The 18,406-nt window shown below is 73.1% G+C and carries 14 protein-coding genes; 5 read left to right on the top strand and 9 right to left on the bottom strand.

Annotated features, from left to right (window positions below; genetic code table 11):
* Positions 1-89: 89 nt before the first annotated feature.
* The 7 genes from ACN269_RS26430 to ftsY form a co-directional block, all read right to left on the bottom strand.
* Complete coding sequence (locus ACN269_RS26430; RefSeq protein ID WP_396801733.1) at positions 90-746, bottom strand: response regulator; 657 nt, start codon at positions 744-746, stop codon at positions 90-92.
* Positions 743-1,933 carry a sensor histidine kinase gene (locus ACN269_RS26425; RefSeq protein ID WP_421474945.1) on the bottom strand — a complete coding sequence of 397 codons (1,191 nt, stop codon included), beginning with the start codon at positions 1,931-1,933 and terminating at the stop codon, positions 743-745. Before ACN269_RS26425 ends, ACN269_RS26430 begins: the two co-directional genes overlap by 4 nt.
* 486 nt (positions 1,934-2,419) lie before the next feature.
* Positions 2,420-4,750, bottom strand: a complete 2,331-nt coding sequence (locus ACN269_RS26420) for a [protein-PII] uridylyltransferase (protein WP_421474944.1) — start codon at positions 4,748-4,750, stop codon at positions 2,420-2,422.
* A gap of 17 nt (positions 4,751-4,767) precedes the next feature.
* A complete protein-coding gene (locus ACN269_RS26415; RefSeq protein ID WP_007456507.1) occupies positions 4,768-5,106 on the bottom strand; it encodes a P-II family nitrogen regulator in 339 nt (112 codons plus the stop codon).
* A gap of 25 nt (positions 5,107-5,131) precedes the next feature.
* Positions 5,132-6,556 carry an ammonium transporter gene (locus ACN269_RS26410; protein WP_421474943.1) on the bottom strand — a complete coding sequence of 475 codons (1,425 nt, stop codon included), beginning with the start codon at positions 6,554-6,556 and terminating at the stop codon, positions 5,132-5,134.
* 275 nt (positions 6,557-6,831) lie between these two features.
* Positions 6,832-7,695 (bottom strand): aminoglycoside phosphotransferase family protein, encoded by an 864-nt coding sequence (locus ACN269_RS26405; protein ID WP_355051563.1) that lies wholly within the window; start codon positions 7,693-7,695, stop codon positions 6,832-6,834.
* A 6-nt stretch (positions 7,696-7,701) separates the two neighbouring features.
* Positions 7,702-8,883 (bottom strand): signal recognition particle-docking protein FtsY, encoded by a 1,182-nt coding sequence (gene ftsY, locus ACN269_RS26400; RefSeq protein ID WP_421474942.1) that lies wholly within the window; start codon positions 8,881-8,883, stop codon positions 7,702-7,704.
* 83 nt (positions 8,884-8,966) lie between these two features.
* On the opposite strand from ftsY, the gene ACN269_RS26395 reads away from it, so the two are divergent.
* The 5 genes from ACN269_RS26395 (at position 8,967) to ACN269_RS26375 (ending at position 13,908) form a co-directional block, all read left to right on the top strand.
* Positions 8,967-10,679, top strand: coding sequence for an alkaline phosphatase D family protein (locus ACN269_RS26395; protein ID WP_421474941.1), 1,713 nt, complete (start codon positions 8,967-8,969; stop codon positions 10,677-10,679).
* A gap of 26 nt (positions 10,680-10,705) precedes the next feature.
* A complete protein-coding gene (locus ACN269_RS26390; protein ID WP_421474940.1) occupies positions 10,706-11,146 on the top strand; it encodes a MarR family winged helix-turn-helix transcriptional regulator in 441 nt (146 codons plus the stop codon).
* Positions 11,147-11,226: 80 nt separating this feature from the next.
* Positions 11,227-12,837: an MDR family MFS transporter gene (locus ACN269_RS26385; RefSeq protein WP_421474939.1), complete on the top strand. Its 1,611-nt coding sequence runs from the start codon at positions 11,227-11,229 to the stop codon at positions 12,835-12,837.
* A gap of 9 nt (positions 12,838-12,846) precedes the next feature.
* Positions 12,847-13,341, top strand: coding sequence for a universal stress protein (locus tag ACN269_RS26380; protein WP_421474938.1), 495 nt, complete (start codon positions 12,847-12,849; stop codon positions 13,339-13,341).
* A gap of 45 nt (positions 13,342-13,386) precedes the next feature.
* Positions 13,387-13,908, top strand: a complete 522-nt coding sequence (locus ACN269_RS26375) for a DinB family protein (protein WP_421474937.1) — start codon at positions 13,387-13,389, stop codon at positions 13,906-13,908.
* A gap of 7 nt (positions 13,909-13,915) precedes the next feature.
* On the opposite strand, the gene ACN269_RS26370 is transcribed toward ACN269_RS26375, so the two are convergent.
* On the bottom strand, positions 13,916-14,536 hold the full coding sequence (locus tag ACN269_RS26370) for an HAD family hydrolase (protein WP_421474936.1): 621 nt from the start codon (positions 14,534-14,536) through the stop codon (positions 13,916-13,918).
* A complete protein-coding gene (smc, locus tag ACN269_RS26365; protein ID WP_421474935.1) occupies positions 14,536-18,150 on the bottom strand; it encodes a chromosome segregation protein SMC in 3,615 nt (1,204 codons plus the stop codon). The genes ACN269_RS26370 and smc overlap by 1 nt, the downstream gene beginning before the upstream one ends.
* Positions 18,151-18,406: the final 256 nt, after the last annotated feature.

The raw sequence follows: 18,406 nt of genomic DNA, 5'->3' as shown, positions 1-18,406 counted from the left end.
ACGCGGCCGGCACTGCGGAGTCCGGCCACCGCTAGGGTAGCCGCCCGGCCGCCCGGCCGCCCGGCCGCACGGCCGCTGGCGGCCCGGCCTCACCCCGAAACCAAGCCCGATTGGTACGCGAAGACGACGAGCTGGGCCCGGTCCCGGGCTGCCAGCTTGCCCATCGCCCGGCTGACGTGGGTCCGCGCGGTCGCCGGGCTGACCACCAACCGGGCGGCGATCTCCTCGTTGTTCAGGCCCTCACCGACCAGGCCCACCACCTGACGTTCCCGGTCGGTGAGCGTGTCCAGTCGCGGGTGCGGACGGGGTGCCCGCGACGGCCGGGTGGCGAACTCCCGCACCACCCGGCGGGTCACCGACGGCGACAGCAGCGCCTCCCCCTCGGCGACCAGCCGGATCGCGCGCAGCAGCTCCGGCGGCCGGGTGTCCTTGGTGAGGAACCCGCTCGCGCCGTGACGCAGCGCGTCGAAGACGTACTCGTCCAGCTCGAAGGTGGTGAGCACCACCACCCGCGTACCGGTCAGGTCGGGATCGGCGACGATCCGGCGGGTCGCCTCGATCCCGTCGATGCCCGGCATCCGGATGTCCATCAGGACGACGTCCGGCCGCTCCCGCCGGGCCAGTTCGACCGCCCGCAACCCGTCGGCGGCCTCACCGGCGAGCGCCAGGTCGTCCTCGCTCTCCACCAACGCGCGCAGCCCGAGGCGGACCAGGTCCTGGTCGTCGGCGATCAGCACCCGGATCACGGGGACGGCTCCACCGGCAGCCGGGCCCACACGCGGAACCCGCCGGACGGGCGCGGTCCGACGGTCAGCTGCCCGCCCAGCGCCGTCACCCGCTCCCGCATGCCCGCGAGACCGTGCCCACCGGCCTGGCCGGGCCCGCCGCTCCGACCAGGGGTCAGGTCGAGGTCGCCGGCCGTGCCGTGCCGGCCGCCGACGCCCCGGTCGGTGACCTCGACGGTCACCTCGTCGGCCCGGTAGCCCACGGTCACCTCGGCACGCGCCACCCCGGCGTGCCGCAGCACGTTCGTCAACGCCTCCTGGACCACCCGGTACGCGGCCAGGTCCACCGCCGCCGGCACCTCCCGCGGGTCACCGACCAGGCGCAGGTCGAGGACGAGACCCGCGCCCGCCAGGCGGTCGCACAGTGCGGGGAGTCGCGCCAGACCGGGCACCGGTTCACGCTCCGCGCCCCGCCGTACCGCGCCCAACGTGACCCGCAGTTCGTCCAGCGCCTCCCGGCTGGAGCGGCTGATGGCGGTCAGCGCGACCTCCGCCTGCTCCGGCCGTTTCGGCAGCAGGTGCAGGGCGATCTCCGCCTGCATGCTGATCGCGGCCAACCCGTGCCCCACCACGTCGTGTACCTCCTGGGCGATGCGCAGCCGCTCCTCGTCGGCCTGCCGCCGGGCCTGTTCGGCACGCTCACGGACCTCCTCGGCGCGGGTACGGGCAGCCGCCTCCCGGCTGACCCGCACCACCACACCCACCGCGAACGGTACGACCACCCAGGCCGACGCGGGGAGCACTCCGGTCCAGCCCGGCGTGGGGCCGCGCGAGACGAAGACGTGCGCCAGCAACACCACGAACGCGCCACCGGCGGCGAGCGCCGCCGGACGCACCGGCAGCCGCGCCGCCACGGTGTAGACCGCGACCAGGAAGGCGAGCAGGACCGGACCGTACGGATACCCGAGCACCAGGTACGTCGAGGTGGCGAGCGTGACCACGACGAGCGTGCCGACCGGGGCGTACCGGCGGCCGGCCAGGGCCAGCGTGGCGACCGCGAGCACGACGCGGCAGAGGCCGTCCACCGGTCGGGATCCCGGCTGGTTGTCTCCGGCCAGCCCGGTCGCGAGTTGTCCGAACCCGAACAGCACGAGGGCGAGCACGGCGTCCGCCACCGCGTCCCGCGCCCGCCACCCGTTCCCCCGCATGGCCGTCATTCTGCCCGCGCAGACGCCTCCTGACGTGCGCCCACGAGCGGCACTGCCGCTACGTCCCGGGACGTAGCCACCACCTCGCCCACCCCCGTCATCCCGGCCCGGGCCGCGGACGTGCCTTGCGCGGCCGATGGCGTCGCAGCGGCCGCAGGGGCCGACGGCATCTGAGGGCGGGCGGCGTCTGAAGGGCCGACGGCATCTGAGGGCGGGGCGTCTGGCGGCCGGAGTCCCCCGGGGCGGCGGGCACCGCCGTGAGCCTGATGCCTGTGCGGCATCTTGATGCCACTGAGTCATCACGCGCAAAGAGCCCAGGCGGGCTGCGAGCGCCCGAAGGCTCCGAAAGGACCCACGACGACCGGCTGGGCCACGACCGCCAGCGCGGGCGACCGCTGCCAACGGCGGGCGCCACACGGCGATGGCAGCAGCGAGGACCGCAGCCCTCAGCCGGTCCCGGGGGCGCGTCGTCCGGCCGGCCGTTGGTCAGACGGCGGCGAGGACGGCGGCCTCCAGGCGGGCCCGGGTCGCGTCGTCCGGCCAGCCGCCCACGAGGTAGAAGGCGTCGACCACGTCCGCGCCGAGGGTCGAGATCCGTGCGGCCCGGACCAGGGCGCCGGCCTCGTCGAGCGCGCCGGCCACCCGGTAGAGCAGCCCGGCGGCGTCGGCGGCGCGCAGCTCGAGCAGGACGGCGTCGGTGGCCGCCTCGCGGTGCCAGACGACCCGGGGTGCGGCGCCGCTGCCCCGGGCGGCGAGCGCACGACCCCGCAGCCGTTGGGTGACGGACACGTCGCCGGCGACCGCACGGCGCAGGTCGGCACGGAGCGGGACCGGGTCGGCCGGCAGGCCGTAGCGGGGTTGCACCCGGCACTCGACGAGCGCTCGGCCGTCGACCACTGAGGCGTCGGCGGAGAGCACCTCCAGTCGGTGCAGGGCGAGGCAGCCGGCCACGGTGGCGAGCAGTCCCCGCCGGTCGGCGGCGGCCACCGCCACCCGGTCTCCGGTGAGGTGGACGACCGGCAGCGGCCCGGCCAGCAGCGCCGGGTCCGGGGCCGGGGGCTCGGGCAGCACACCGGTGTCCAGCGCGGTACGGACGCGGGCGACCAGTTCGGCGACGAGTCGACCCTTCCAGTCCGACCAGGCGGCCGGGCCGGTGGCGGCGGCGTCGGCGCGGACCAGGGCGTGCAGCAGGTCGAGCGTGCCGGTGTCGCCCACCGCCTCGGCGACCGACGCGATGGTCACCGGGTCGGCGAGATCCCGCCGGGTGGCCACGTCCGGCAGGAGCAGGTGCAGCCGGACGAGGGTGCCGATCAGCGCCACCTCCGGGGCGGGCAGCCCGACGCGGGTCGCCACCGTCTCGGCGAGCGGCACCCCGACGGTGCTGTGGTCGCCGGGCAGGCCCTTGCCGATGTCGTGCAGCAGGGCGCCGAGCAGCAGCAGGTCGGGGCGGTCCACCTCGCGGGCGTGCTTGCTGGCCTCGTGGGCGGCCTGCACGAGGTGCCGATCGAGGGTGTAGCGGTGCACCGGGTTGTGCTGGGGCAGGCTACGCAGCCGGGTCCACTCGGGCAGCCAGCCGTCCACCAGCCCGTACCTGTCGCAGGTCTCCCAGGCCGGAACCAGGCCGGGACCGGCGCCCAGCAGCGTGGTGAGCGCGGCCCGAGCCTCGGCCGGCCAGGGCGCCGGCAGCGGGGGGCAGTACGCGGCCAGCCACTCGCAGGTGGCCCGCGCGATGGGCAGCCGGGTGGTGGCCGCCGCGGCGGCCACCCGCAGGGACAGGCTCGGGTCGGGACGCGCGCCGATCGCCGTCCGGGCCAGCACCAGCTCTCCGTCGTGCTCGACCACGTCCCGGGCCACCGGTCGACGGACCGGGCTGCCGTTTCCGCCTCGCGACCGGCCCGAGCGCAGCCGGTCGGCGGCGCGGAAGGCGTCGTCGAGGGCGTGGCTGACCGTGCGCGCGTCCCCGGCCACCCGCCGCAGGAGGGCGTCGCCGTCCTCCACGACGGCTCCAGGCCGCCGCGCGGCGTCAGACGCGCCGGGCTGGAGTTGTCGTAGGCCGAGCAGCGCGGCGACGCCGTCGCGTTCCTGCGCGACCAGTCGGTCGACCCGGCGGCCGACCTGCTGGTGCAGGGCGTCGCGCGTGTCCAGCAGCCGCAGGTGGGCGGCGCGGACGGCGGGACGCAGCGCGTCGGTGATCCCGGCGGCGGAGATCGCGCGCAGCAACCCCACGTCGCGCAATCCGCCGGCGGCCTCCTTGAGGTCGCCTTCGAGGAGGAAGGCCAGCTCGCCGTGCGCCTGCCAGCGGGCGACGGTGACCTCACGCAGACCGGGAAGCTGGCGTACGGCGGTCCGCCGCCAGTGGTCGGCGGCGGTGCGGATCAAGGCGTCGGCGAGCGCCTGGTCGCCGGCCACCAGGCGGGCGTCGAGCAGCCCGAGGGCCACCTTGACGTCGTCCTGGGCCATCGAGAGCGCCTCGGAGACGGTCCGTACCGAGTAGTCCAGGCGCAGGCCGGCATCCCAGATCGGGTACCAGACCTTGGCGGCCAACTCGTCCGTGCCGGGCACTCCGGCGTGCAAGAGCACCAGGTCGAGGTCGCTGTAGGGGGCGCACTGCCGCCTCCCCAGGCCCCCGACGGCCATCAGCGCGACACCGTCGCGCGCGGGCAACAAGCCACGCAGGAACTCGTCGTACGCGGCCGCCCGCCCCACTCGGGCGGCCTCCCCGATCCCCCCGGGTACGCCGACGACCTCGTTGATCAAGAGGTTCGCGTCACCGTTGTCGGCATCTCCCGACGCGTTCTTCTTGATCAACGAGGTCATCTCCGTCGTTGTCCGGATCAGAGGGCGTCGAGGCCGCGCTCGCCGGTACGCACCCGGACGACCTCCTCGACACCGGTGACCCAGACCTTGCCGTCGCCGATCTTGCCCGTACGGGCGGCACCGACGATGGCGTCCACGATCTTCTCCACGTCGATCTCGTCGGTGAGCACCTCGACCCGGATCTTGGGCAGGAACTCGACCGTGTACTCGGCACCCCGGTAGACCTCGGTGTGCCCCTTCTGCCGTCCGTACCCCTGAACCTCGCTGACGGTCAGCCCGGCCACGCCCAGGGCGTGCAGAGCTTCCTTCACCGCGTCCAGCTGGTACGGCTTGATGACCGCGGTCACCAGCTTCATGTCCAACCCCTCCATCTAGAGAACGTTAACCGGCGACCTTGGCGCTGACCGGCTCGGTGGAGTCGGTCTCGGGGGCGACGGTGCTCGACGCGCCACCGGAGGTGCCGATGCCGGCCATCGCGAACGCGCCGCCCGTGCCGCCTCCGGCCGGGGACAGGTCGTAGCTGCTCTCGGCGTGCTCGGCGATGTCGATGCCCTCGACCTCGGCCTCGTTCTTGATGCGGAAGCCCATCGTCTTCTCGATCGCGAAGGCGAGCACCCAGGCGATGCCGAACGACCACGCGGTGACGATCAGACCGGCGAGCGCCTGCCGACCGAGCTGGGTCACGCCGCCGCCGTAGAACAGGCCGTCGGAGGCCCCGACCACGTCGCTGATCGCGGCGTTGACCGAGTTGGTGGCGAAGAGGCCGAGCCAGAGCGAGCCAATCCAGCCACCGACGAAGTGCACGCCGACCACGTCGAGCGAGTCGTCGTAGCCCAGCTTGTACTTGAGGCTGACGGCGAGCGCGCACACCGCACCGGCGACGATGCCGAGCAGCACGGACGCCCACGGGGCGATGAAGCCACAGGCCGGGGTGATGGCGACCAGGCCGGCGATGGCACCGGACGAGGCACCGACCATGGTCGGCTTGCGGTCCTTGATCCACTCGACCGCGATCCAGCCGAGCACGGCGGCCGCGGTGGCGAGCTGGGTGTTGATGAAGGCGAGGCCGGCGACCCCGTCGACGGTCAGTTCCGAACCCGCGTTGAAGCCGAACCACCCGAACCACAGCAGACCGGCACCGAGCGCGACGAGCGGGATGTTGTGCGGCTTCATGCCCTCGCGGGGCCAGCCGAGACGCTTGCCGAGCACCAGGGCCACGGCCAGGGCCGCCGCACCGGCGTTGATGTGCACCGCGGTACCACCGGCGAAGTCCAGCGCCTTGATGTGCAGCCCTTCGGCACCGGCGCCGATGAAGCCACCACCCCACACCCAGTGGGCGACGGGGAAGTAGACCAGGGTGGCCCAGCCGAACGCGAACAGCAGCCAGCCGGCGATCTTGGCCCGGTCGGCGATGGCGCCGCTGATCAGCGCGACGGTGATCACGGCGAAGACCATCTGGAACGCCATGAACACGTAGAGCGGGATGCCGATGCCGCTGGGGTTCTCTGCCGTGGCACCCCACAGGTCGGATTCGGCGAGGAAGGTCTTGGTACCGAGGTACGTGCTCGGGTCACCGATGATGCCGCTCTGATCGGTGCCGAAGGCGACGCTGAAACCGTAGAACCACCACAGAACAGAGATGAGCCCGATAGCCGTGAAGCTCATCATCATCATGTTGAGTACGCCCTTGGCCCGGTTGAGGCCGCCGTAGAACAGCGCCAGTCCAGGGGTCATGAGCAGCACGAGCGCGGTCGAAACCAGCAGCCACGTGGTATTGGCGCCGTCGATCGTCGGTGCTTCAGGCACGCTGGCCTCCTAAAGGTGAAGTCCTCCTTCGCGGCTTTCCGGGGCAGCGTCGCCCGTAGGCCGGTTGCGCGGAAGCTTTGTTGCCGGCTGTTTCACCCAGGGTCCCGTGCGGGTTTCCAATTCGTGACGGGTTGTTTCGTACGTGTCACGGAGTCCGCACAGTACGCGGCATGGACAGGGGTGGATCGCCCGGACGGTGTACGTCGATGGCTGACCGGTCAGGCGCATCGACCAGCTCGCCGACCACGACCGGCCGGGCATCGACGAATCCGCGCTCAGCGGAGGGCGTTCTCCAGAGCGTGCCGCTCGTAGTCGAGTAGCCGCAGGTCGCGCATCGGACGCCGCAGGTGCCCCTTGTGCACGATCCGGACGAACGCCGGCTCACCGGCGGCGGCCATCCGGCGGATGCCCTCGACGTGGTCCACGATCCGCTTGCGGATGGTGCGGATCAGCCGGTGCCGGTCCCGGGGGATCAGCCCGTACGCGTCGGCGAAGAGCCGCAGCCGGCGTGGCCGGTCCGGGTGCTTCCAGCCCAGCGTGATCGAGTCCCGGTCGGCGAAGATCGGCACCCAGGTCCACGCCGCGTACGCCACGTCGTAGATCCGCGCACCCGGCGAGGCGAGGTCGAAGTCGATCAGCCCGAGGGTGCCGTCCGGACGCCAGATCACGTTGTGCGGGGCGGCGTCGTGGTGGCAGATCACCTCGGTGTCCGGCGGCGGGGGCCCGAACGAGCGCCAGACCGCCCCGGCCGGCGGGGCGAAACCGTACTGCGCGTCGTGGAACATCCGCAGCATGGTGGCGACGGTGACCAGCGCCTCGTCGGTCACCCAGTGCGGGGCGAGCGGGTATTCCCCGCACTCCCCCTCCAGGTACGACAGCACCTCACGGTTGCGCTCGTCCATCCCGAGCGCCCGGGGGGCACCGGTGAAGCCGACGTACTCCAGGTGCCGGAGCAGGGCGTGCACGGACGGGGTCCACGGCCCGGCGTTGCGACGGACCGTGTCGCCGACCCGGACCACGGTGCTCACGTTGCCGCCGTGCAGCGGGATCTCCTGCGAAGTCACGTACGGTCTCCCGAGGCGCTGCGAGGAATGGCCGGGGTCACGCCAGCCCGCGTACGCGCGATCGTCACTGGTCACCCGAGACTACGCGTCCCGTCCAGCGGGCTCGGTGCCCAGCAGCGCGTCGACGAACTGCGCCGGGTCGAACGGCGCGAGGTCGTCCTTGCCCTCGCCGAGGCCGACGAGCTTCACCGGGATGCCGAGCTTGCGCTGCACGGCGATCACGATGCCGCCCTTGGCGGTGCCGTCGAGCTTGGTCAGCACCACACCGGTCACGTTGACCGCCTCGGTGAAGACCCGGGCCTGCTCCAGACCGTTCTGGCCGGTGGTGGCGTCGAGGATGAGCAGCGTCTCGTCGATCGGGCCCTGCTTCTCCACGACCCGCTTGACCTTGCCCAGCTCGTCCATCAGGCCGACCTTGTTCTGCAGGCGACCGGCAGTGTCGATGAGCACCGTGTCGACGCCGGTCTCGATGCCCCGCTTGACGGCGTCGAACGCGACGCTGGCCGGGTCGGCCGCCTCGGGGCCGCGCACGGTCTCCGCGCCGACCCGCTCGCCCCAGGTCTGCAACTGGTCGGCGGCGGCGGCCCGGAAGGTGTCGGCCGCGCCGAGCAGCACGCTGCGGCCGTCGGCGACCAGCACCCGGGCGACCTTGCCGCAGGTGGTGGTCTTGCCGGCGCCGTTCACGCCCACCACCAGCACGACCGCCGGCACGCCGTCCTTGGGCGCGGTGCGCAGTGCGCGGTCCATGCCCGGGTCGAGGGCGTTGACCAGCTCGGCCGCGAGCAGCGCGCGGAGTTCGCCGGCCGAGCGCGTGCCCAGTACCCGGGTGCGTTCCCGCAGCCGGTCGACGATGTCGCGGGTGGCGTCCACGCCGACGTCGGCGGTGATCAGGCTGTCCTCGATCTCCTCCCAGACGTCCTCGTCGAGGTGGTCGCGGGCGAGCAGGCCGAGCAGTCCCTTGCCGAACACGTTCTGCGAGCGCGACAACCGCGACCGGAGCCGGACCAGCCGCCCGGCGGTCGGCTCGGGGACCTCGACCTGCGGTTCGAGCACCGGCGGCGGCTCGACCAGGACGCCGGTGGACAGATCGGACTCCGGTGCCTCGACCGGCGGACCGGCGAGATCCTCTTCGGCCCGGGTGTCGACCTCGGTGCGCGGAAGCGGCGGCTCGGGCCGCCGCCGCAGACGGGGCACGACCAGCCCGACTGTGCCGGCGATCAGCACACCGAGCAGGACCAGAGCGAGGACGAGATATTCGGCCATGCCGGAATCCTGTCAGATGCCGGCGACGGCGTCCCAGCCACCGCACCCGGCCGGTCTCCGGAAACCGGCGGTAGGCTCGCGTCATGCCCGCCGCACACCTCCTGATCGGCCCACTGCTGCGGCGAGTGGTCGACACCCGGGCGACGATCTGGGTGGAGACCGCCGCGCCCGCCGTGGTCACCGTCCGCACGGCCGGCGGCGCCACCGGCACCGCATCCACCTTCTCGGCGTACGACCACCACTACGCCCTCGTCGTGGTGGAGGGCCTCACCCCGGACAGCACCACCACGTACGAGGTGCTGGTCGACGACGAGCTGGTGTGGCCCGTGGAGAGCAGCGGCTTCCCGCCCAGCGTCATCCGGACCCGGGCGGCCGACGACCTGGACCAACCGGTCAACCTGATCTTCGGTTCGTGCCGGGAGACCACCCAGCACGCCACCACCCGCAAGCTCCCGCCGGACGCCCTGGACGCGTACGCCCGGCGGTTGATGGCCGACCCGGAGTCGAACCCGCTGCCGGACCTGCTGGTGCTCCTCGGTGACCAGGTGTACGCCGACGTCACCTCACCGACCGTGCGTCGGCTGCTGCGCCGACGCCGGCGGCGGCCCAAGGGCGCTCCGGCCGATCAGGTGGTGAGCTTCGACGAGTACACGAAGCTCTACCTGGAGTCGTGGCGCGACCCGGAGATCCGCTGGCTGCTCTCCACCGTGCCGAGTGTGATGATCTTCGACGACCACGAGATCATCGACGACTGGAACACCTCGGCGTCGTGGCGGGCCGAGATGCGCGAGCAGCCGTGGTGGGCCGAACGGATCGGCAGCGGGCTCGCCTCGTACTGGGTCTACCAGCACCTGGGCAATCTCGCGCCGGACGAGATCGCCGCCGACCCGGTCTACGCCAAGGTCGTCGCCGCCGAGGACGCCACCGGCGTGCTGCGCGAGTTCGGGCACCGGGTCGACCAGGAGGCCGACCTGGCGCACGACACCGAGCGCTGGCGGGCCGTGCAGTACCAGTGGAGCTACGCGCTCGACCTGGGGCGTACCCGGCTGGTCATGCTCGACAACCGGTGCAGCCGGGTGCTCGATCCGGGCAGCCGGGCGATGCTGCCGCCGGGTGAGTGGTCGTGGTTCCTGGACCAGGCCCACGGCGTCTACGACCACCTGGTGGTGGGTGCCTCGCTGCCGTGGCTGCTACCCCAGGGCATCCACCACATCGAGGCGTGGAACGAGAAGCTGGCCGACTCGCGTCGGCCGTGGGTGGCCCGGACGGCCGAGAAGCTGCGCCGGGCCCTCGACCTGGAGCACTGGGCGGCGTTCCGGCGGTCCTTCGAGGCGCTCGGTGAGACGTTCGCCCGGATCGGCACCGGCACTCCGAGGGCGTCCGGCGCACGGATCGGGGCCGGCCCGGCGTACGCCCCACCGGCGTCGATCAGCGTGCTCTCCGGGGACGTGCACCACTCGTACGTGGCCCGGGCACGGTTCGCCGACCCTTCGGTGGTCACGCCCGTGCACCAGCTCACCTGCTCGCCGATCCACAACCAGGTGCCGGCCGGCATCCGACCGCTGATGAAGATGGGCTGGTCGTCGGGGCCGGCGGGCGCGACGCGGGCACTGGCCCGCTCGGCGGGTGTCCGCCGGCCAGGGGTGCGCTGGCGCAAGCTGGCCGGCCCCTACTTCGGCAACGCCGTCGCCACCCTGACCCATCGGGGTCGGCAGGCCGACGTGGTCATCGAGGGCACCACCAGCGACGGGCACCTACGCCCGGTGATGAGCCGCCGCCTCTCCGGCGACGGATGACCGGGCCTCGCCGTACTCTCTAGGCCGTGAGCGAGCATCAGCCGGAGCCGATCCGGGCCGTCGAGCACGAGCTGACCGCGCTGCTGCGCCGGGGGCGGGCGGTTTCCTGGGAGATCGCCCGCGAGGTGCACCCGACCCTCGAACCGAACACCTACGGGCTGCTGCTCTGGTTGCGGCGCAGCGGGTCGATCCGGCTGACCGAGCTGGCGGCGCGCCTCGGCGTGGGCAAGGGCACGCTCAGCCGGCAGATCAACGGGCTGGAGGCGCTGGGCCTGGTGCACCGCGAGCCGGACCCGACGGACCGGCGGGCGGCACAGATCAGCCTCACCGAGGAGGGGCAGCACCGGTTCGACGTCGCCCGGTCGGCCCGCTTGGGCGAATTCCTGCGCACGCTCGACGACTGGCCGGCCCGGGACGTGGAGGAGTTCGCCCGGCTCCTCGGCCGGTTCAACGATTCCTGGAGATGACCCGTACGCGGGGAATGTCGCCGCCATCGGCCTAGTTGTTGCTTGAGGCAACCAAACGTACGGGCTGGAGGCACCACACGATGAGCCAGGCGACAGCGTCCCGAGCGCCCGCGGTCGACATGACCCACCGGCAGATCCTGGAGGCCCTCTCCGGACTGCTGCTGGGCATGTTCGTCGCGATCCTCTCCTCCACGGTCGTCTCGAACGCGCTGCCGCGCATCATCACCGAGCTGCACGGCGGACAGTCCGCCTACACCTGGGTGGTCACCTCGGCGCTGCTCGCGACCACCGCGACGACCCCGATCTGGGGCAAACTGGCCGATCTGACCAGCAAGAAGACACTTGTCCAGCTCGCGCTGGGCATCTACGTCCTGGGCTCGGTGCTGGCCGGCCTGGCACAGGGCACCGGCGAGCTGATCGCTTGCCGGGTGCTCCAGGGCGTCGGCGCCGGCGGCCTCACCGCCCTGGCGCAGGTGATCATGGCGACGATGATCGCGCCGCGGGAGCGGGGCCGCTACAGCGGCTATCTCGGCGCGGTGATGGCCGTCGGCACCATCGGCGGGCCGCTGATCGGCGGCGTGATCGTCGACACCTCGTGGCTCGGCTGGCGCTGGTGCTTCTACGTCGGCGTGCCGTTCGCCATCGCCGCCCTGGTCGTGCTCCAGAAGACCCTGCACCTGCCGGTGGTCAAGCGCAGGGCGCAGATCGACTGGTGGGGCGCCACCCTGATCACGGCGGCGGTCTCGGTGCTGCTGATCTGGGTCTCCCTCGCCGGTGACCAGTTCGCCTGGGCGTCCTGGCAGACCGTCGCGATGGTCCTCGGCGCTCTGCTCCTCGGCGCGCTCGCCATCCGGGTGGAGACCCGGGCCGCCGAGCCGATGATCCCGCCGCGGCTGTTCCGCAACCGCACGATCACCCTCGCCGTCGTCGCCAGCGTCGCGGTGGGCGTGGGCCTGTTCGGCGCGTCGATCTTCCTGGGCCAGTACTTCCAGATCAGCCGGGGCGAATCGCCGACCATGGCCGGCCTGATGACCCTGCCGATGATCCTCGGCCTGCTGGTCGCCTCGACCGTCGGCGGGCGGATCATCACGAAGACCGGCCGCTGGAAGCGGTTTCTGGTGGCCGGCTCGGCGCTGCTCACCGTCGGCTTCGCGCTGATGGGCACGCTGCGCGCGGACACCAGCTACACCCTGCTCAGCGTCTACATGCTGCTGATCGGCGTCGGCCTGGGCCTCACCATGCAGAACCTCGTCCTCGCCGTGCAGAACACCGTCGGCACGCACGAGCTCGGCGCGGCCAGCTCGGTGGTGGCGTTCTTCCGCAGCCTGGGCGGCGCGATCGGCGTCTCCGCCCTCGGCGCGGTCCTCGCCCACAAGGTCAAGGACTACACCGCCGACGGACTGGCCCAGCTCGGCATCCCCGCCTCCCGCTCCGGCAGCGGCGGCACCCTGCCCGACGTGCACACCCTGCCCGGTCCCCTGCGGACCGTGGTGGAAGCCGCGTACGGCCACGGCGCCGGTGACATCTTCCTGGCCGCCGCCCCGTTCGCGCTGATCGCGTTCATCGCGGTGGTCTTCATCCGGGAGGTGCCGCTGCGGCAGCACAACGCCAGCCCGGTTTCCGGCACGGGCGAGCGGGAATCGAACCCCGTAGTGAGCGTCGGCGCGACCCCCGCCGACGGGCAGAGGTGAGGTAGAGCCATGAGCGTGGGAGCACCGGACCGCGAGGAGTACGGCCCCCGGGTCAGCTCGCTGCCCTTCGAGCGCGGCACCGACGGCCCGCGGGTGATCATGGTGGGCGTCGACGGGACCCGTACCTCCGGACGGGCCGGCTCCTACGCCGCCGGGCTGGCCCGCCGGCAGGGTGCCGCCCTGGTGGTGGTCTTCGTCAGCTCGGCGAGCGGCCTCACCTCGCTGGTGCCCGGGATGGACGCCGGCGCGGTCCAGCGCACCCACGACGAGCTGGCCGACGAGCTGCGCCGGGAGTGCCGGCGCGGCGCCGAGCAGCTGGGCATTCCGGTGACGCTGCTGTGCCGGCGCGGCGACGCGTACACCGAGCTGTGCGCGGCGGCCGACGAGTTCCGGGCGGACATGGTGGTGGTGGGCGCGTCCGAGCAGGCCGGTCACCGGCTCGTCGGCTCGGTCGCCACCCGGCTGGTCCGCAAGGGCCACTGGCCCGTCGTCGTGGTGCCCTGAATAACCCGTCGCGAACGGTCACAGGTGCCCGGCAGGATGCGCGCCATGACATGGACCGCACCGGAGATCACCCGGACCCCTGAACCGTACGTCGGCGACGAGCGCACCATCCTCGACGGCTGGCTCGACTACCACCGGCAGACCCTGCTGCTCAAGTGCGCAGGGCTCACCGAGGAGCAGTTGCGCACGCCGAGCGTCGAGCCGTCCGGGCTGACCCTGCTCGGCCTCGTCCGGCACCTCGCCGAGGTGGAGGCGTGGTGGTTCCGGGAGAACTTCGCCGGCGAGCGGGTCGACTACCCGTACTTCACGCCCGAGAACCCGGACGCCGACCACGACGTGAGCGCGGCCGACGCCGAGGCGGACTTCGCCATCTTTCACCGCGAGGTGGCGCTGGCCCGCGCGGCCGCCGCCGGGCACTCGCTCGACGAGACGTTCACCGAGGTCGGCCCGAAGAAGCGCACCTTCAACCTGCGCTGGGTGTACGTGCACATGATCGAGGAGTACGCCCGACACAACGGCCATGCCGACCTGATCCGGGAACGCATCGACGGCGCCACCGGCGAGTGAGCGAAGCTCAGTAGTCCAGGGCCGCCCGCAGGTAGCGCAGGTCGGTGTGGCCGCCCCAGCGGTGCGCCGACAACCCGGCGGCCCGCGCGCCCCGTACCGCCCAGTCCTCGTCGTCGACGAAGAGCACCCGGGCCGGCGGGGTGGCCAGCGCCTGGCAGGCGGCCTGGAAATACTCCGGCGCGGGCTTGTGCACACCGAGCGTGGACGAGTTGACCACCACGTCGAACTCGCCGACCAGGCCGAGCGCGGCGAGGTCGGCGTCGAGCAGGTCGGTGGCGTTGGTGCCCAGGCCGACGGGAATGCCGGCGGCGCGCACCTCCCGGACGAAGTCGAGCACCTCGGTGTCCACCTCGCCCCGGTAGCGCTGCCACTGCTCGACGGCCGCGCGGGCCCGGTCCGGCCCGCCGGCCGGCTCGGCGAGCGCGTCGGCCACGCTGCTCACCCAGTCGGCGTGGCTGACCTGGCCGGTGAGCACCGGCTGGAGCCTCCCCCACTGCATGGCGATCTCGGTGAGCACCCCCTCGGAGAGGCCGTACTCCCGCTCAACCCCGGCGGCGACCGCCGGGTCCCACCGACGCAGTACGCCGTCGAAGTCCAGCAGGAGCGCCTTCGCGCGTTCCCGAGCCACTACCCGTTCTCCTCGCCGCGGCCGGGCCGCTGGTCGTCCTCGTCGGCCCGGTTGAGCCTCTGACTGATCACCTGGGTGACCCCGCTGCGCATGGTCACCCCGTAGAGCGCGTCGGCGATCTCCATCGTCCGCTTCTGGTGCGTGATGACGATCAGCTGACTCTTCTCCCGCAACTGTGCCAGCAGCGTGATGAGCCGGCCCAGGTTCACGTCGTCCAGGGCCGCCTCCACCTCGTCCATGATGTAGAACGGGCTGGGCCGGGCGCGGAAGATCGCCACCAGCATGGCCACCGCGGTCAGCGACCGCTCGCCACCGGAGAGCAGCGACAGTCGCTTGATCTTCTTGCCCGGCGGGCGGGCCTCGACCTCGACGCCGGTGGTGAGCAGGTCCTCGGGGTCGGTGAGGATGAGCCGGCCCTCACCACCGGGAAAGAGCACCGTGAACACCTGCTGGAACTCGCGCGCGGTGTCCTCGAAGGCACTGGCGAAGACCTCCAGGATCCGCTCGTCCACGTCCTTGACGACGGTGAGCAGGTCCCGACGGGTGGCCTTGAGGTCCTCCAACTGCTCGGAGAGGAACTTGAAGCGCTCCTCCAGCGCCGCGAACTCCTCCAACGCGAGCGGGTTGACCTTGCCGAGCAGGGCGAGTTCGCGTTCCGCCTTGGCGGCCCGCTTCTCCTGCACCGGCCGCTCGTAACGGACCGGCTCGGGCACCGGCAGACCGTCGCGCTCGGCGGCGGCGACGTCGACCTGGGTCGGTGGAACGAGCTGGGTCGGGCCGTACTCGGCGACCAGGGTCTCCACGTCCAGCCCGAAGTCCTCGGCGGCCTTCGCCTCCAGTTGCTCGATGCGCAGCCGCTGCTCCGCGCGGGCCACCTCGTCGCGGTGCACCTGGCTGGTCAGGCGCTCCAGCTCCGCGCCGAGGCGCTTGGCCGCTCCGCGTACCTCCTGAAGCTCGGCCTCGCGGGCGGCGCGTTCGCGCGCGACGGCGTCGCGGTGCTGCTCGGCCGTCGCGATCGAGGTGGTGAGCCGGGTGAGCGCCGCGCGGGCCCCGCCCGCGACGGCCCGGGCGATGCCCGCGCCCCGGGCGCGCGCGGCCCGCCGGGCGGCGGCGCGCTCCCGGGCGGCCCGCTCCGCGGTCGCCTGCCGGGCGAGGGAGTCGGCGCGGCCGGCGATCGAGGAGACGCGCTCCTCGGCGGTACGCACCGCGAGCCGGACCTCCATCTCGTTCTGGCGGGCCTGCGGCACCATGGCGGCGAGCTGGTCCCGCTCCTCGGTGGAGGGCTCGGCGTCGACCGGGGTCTCCTCGGCCAGCCGCAGCCGCTCCTCCAGTTCGTCAAGCGTGGCGAGGTCCCGTTGCCGGGCGGCCTCGGCGCGGGCCCGGGACTCGCCGAGCCGGTCGGTCTCCGCCTTGGCGGACCGGGCGGCCGCGCCCAGCTCGGCGAGCCGCCGGGCGGCGGCGTTGCGGTGACTCTCCGCCTCGCGTTTCTCGGCGGCGGCGTGCTGCACGGCCTCCTTCGCGGCGGTCACCTCGGCGCGCGCCTCGACGAGCTGGTCACGCAGCTCCGCGCCGGTCCGCTCGGCGGTGAGCCGGTTGGCACGGGCCTCCTCGACGGCCGCCTGCACCTCGATGTAGCTGGGCGCCTTGGCCGACCCGCCGGCCGCCGCGTACGCCCCGACCACGTCGCCGTCCGGGGTGACGGCCCGCAGCTCGGGGTTGCCGGCGACCAGGTCGGCCGCCGCGGCGAGATCGTCGACGAGCGCCACGTCGCGCAGCGCCCGGTGCACGGCCGGGCGCAGCTCCGGGCCGCACTCGACCAGGTCGGGGGCCCAGCGGGCGCCGTCGGGCAGCTTCGGGCGCAGCGCGTCGGCCGATCCGGTCATGCCCGGCCCGGCGGGGCTGCCGACCAGCAGACCGGCGCGACCGGCGTCGGAGATCTTGAGCAGCCGCATCGCCTCGACGGCCTCGTCCACCCCGCTGACGGCGACCGCGTCGGCGAGGCCGCCGAGCGCGGCGGCCAGCGCGGCCTCGTGTCCGGGCGCGACGGTGAGCAGCCCGGCGAGGCTGCCGAGCAGGCCGGGGACGTCCCCGGCGCGGGCGAGCAGGGCCCCGGCACCGTCCTTGCGCCGCAGGCCCAGCGCCAGGGCCTCTTCGCGGGCCTTCCAGGTGGCGGCGTCCTTCTCCGCGGCCCGCTCGGCGTCGGCCAGCGACCGGACGGCCGCCTGGGCGCGCTCCTGGACGGCGAGCGCCTCGGCGTGCCGGGCGTCCAGGTCCGCGTTGTCGCGGTCCGCCTCGGTGGACTGGGCGGCGACCGCGTCGAGGTCGGCCTGGGCCTGTTCGGCGCGACCCAGCGCGTCGGCGTGCGCGACGGCGAGGCGTTCGATCTCCTCACCGGCGCTGGTGGTCCGGGCGCGGGCCGAGTTGACCTGGCCGGTGAGGCGGGCCAGTCCCTCGCGGCGGTCGGCGATGGCCTTGGCGGCGGCGACCAGCTCGCGTTCGGCGGCGGCGAGCTGCCGTTCCAGCTCCTGGCGGTGCTCGACCGCCTCGGCCAGCCGGATCTGGTCGTCGGTGAGCGCCGCGCGCAGCTCCTCCTCCTGCTCACGGACGCGCTCGGCCTCGGCCTCCAACTGCTCGGGGTCGCGGCCGGGGCGTTCGTCATCGCCGGAGGCGCTGAGGTGCCGCAGCCGCTCGGTGGCGAGCTGTTCGATGGAGCGGAAGCGCTCCTGCAGCGCGGACAGCTTGTACCAGGTGTCCTGCGCGGCGGCGAGCAGCGGCGCGTCCTCGGCGAGGGCGGCCTCCAACTCGCCGAGCCGGCCCTGCACCTCGGCGTGCTCCCCCTCGATCTGCTCGCGCCGCTCCCGCAGCGCGGTCTCGTCGGCGATCTCGCGGTCCAGCGTGGTGCGCAGGGTGGCCAGGTCGTCGGCGAGCAGGCGCAGCCGGGCGTCGCGCAGGTTGGCCTGGATGGCGGCCGCCCGGCGGGCCACCTCGGCCTGCCGGCCCAGCGGCTTGAGCTGGCGACGCAGCTCAGTAGTCAGGTCGGCCAAACGGTTGAGATTCACTTGCATCGCGTCGAGCTTGCGCAGCGCCTTTTCCTTGCGCTTGCGGTGCTTGAGGACGCCGGCCGCCTCCTCGATGAACGAGCGGCGGTCCTCCGGCTTGGCGTGCAGCATGCCGTCCAGGCGGCCCTGCCCGACGATGATGTGCATCTCCCGGCCGATGCCGGAGTCGGAGAGCAGCTCCTGGATGTCGAGCAGTCGGCAGGTGTTGCCGTTGATCTCGTACTCGCTCTCGCCGGAGCGGAACATCCGGCGGGTGATGGAGACCTCGGTGTACTCGATCGGCAGCGCGCCGTCGGTGTTGTCGATGGTGAGGGTGACCTCGGCGCGGCCCAGCGGCGCGCGGCCGGCGGTGCCGGCGAAGATGACGTCCTCCATCTTGCCGCCACGCAGCGCCTTGGCACCCTGTTCGCCGAGCACCCAGGCGATGGCGTCGACGACGTTCGACTTGCCGGAGCCGTTCGGGCCCACCACGCAGGTGATCCCGGGCTCCAGCTTCAACGTCGTGGCGGAGGCGAAGGACTTGAAGCCCTTCACCGTCAGGCTCTTGAGATACACCTTCTCGATCCTCGTCCGGTGGCCGCCGTACCGTCGCCGGCTGCGGGGACCTGGGTGAACCCGCAGACTAACCCGGTGACGGCACCCGCCCGGCACGCGACCCGCCCCGGCCGGGACGACGGCCCGCGCCGCCCGTCACGCGGCAGGTGGCCCCACTCTCGTCGCGATGGTGACGAAAAGACAAACACCGCTCATGATCAGAAAGTGCGTGCCGCCGTTCTGTCGAAACGGCGGGGGCGCCAAAGGGCGAGCCAGT

The organism is Micromonospora sp. WMMD736, from assembly GCF_049179015.1.
GTDB lineage: Bacteria > Actinomycetota > Actinomycetes > Mycobacteriales > Micromonosporaceae > Micromonospora.
Note: the sequence above shows the minus strand (reverse complement) of the source record. Positions and strands in the feature narration are given on the sequence as shown.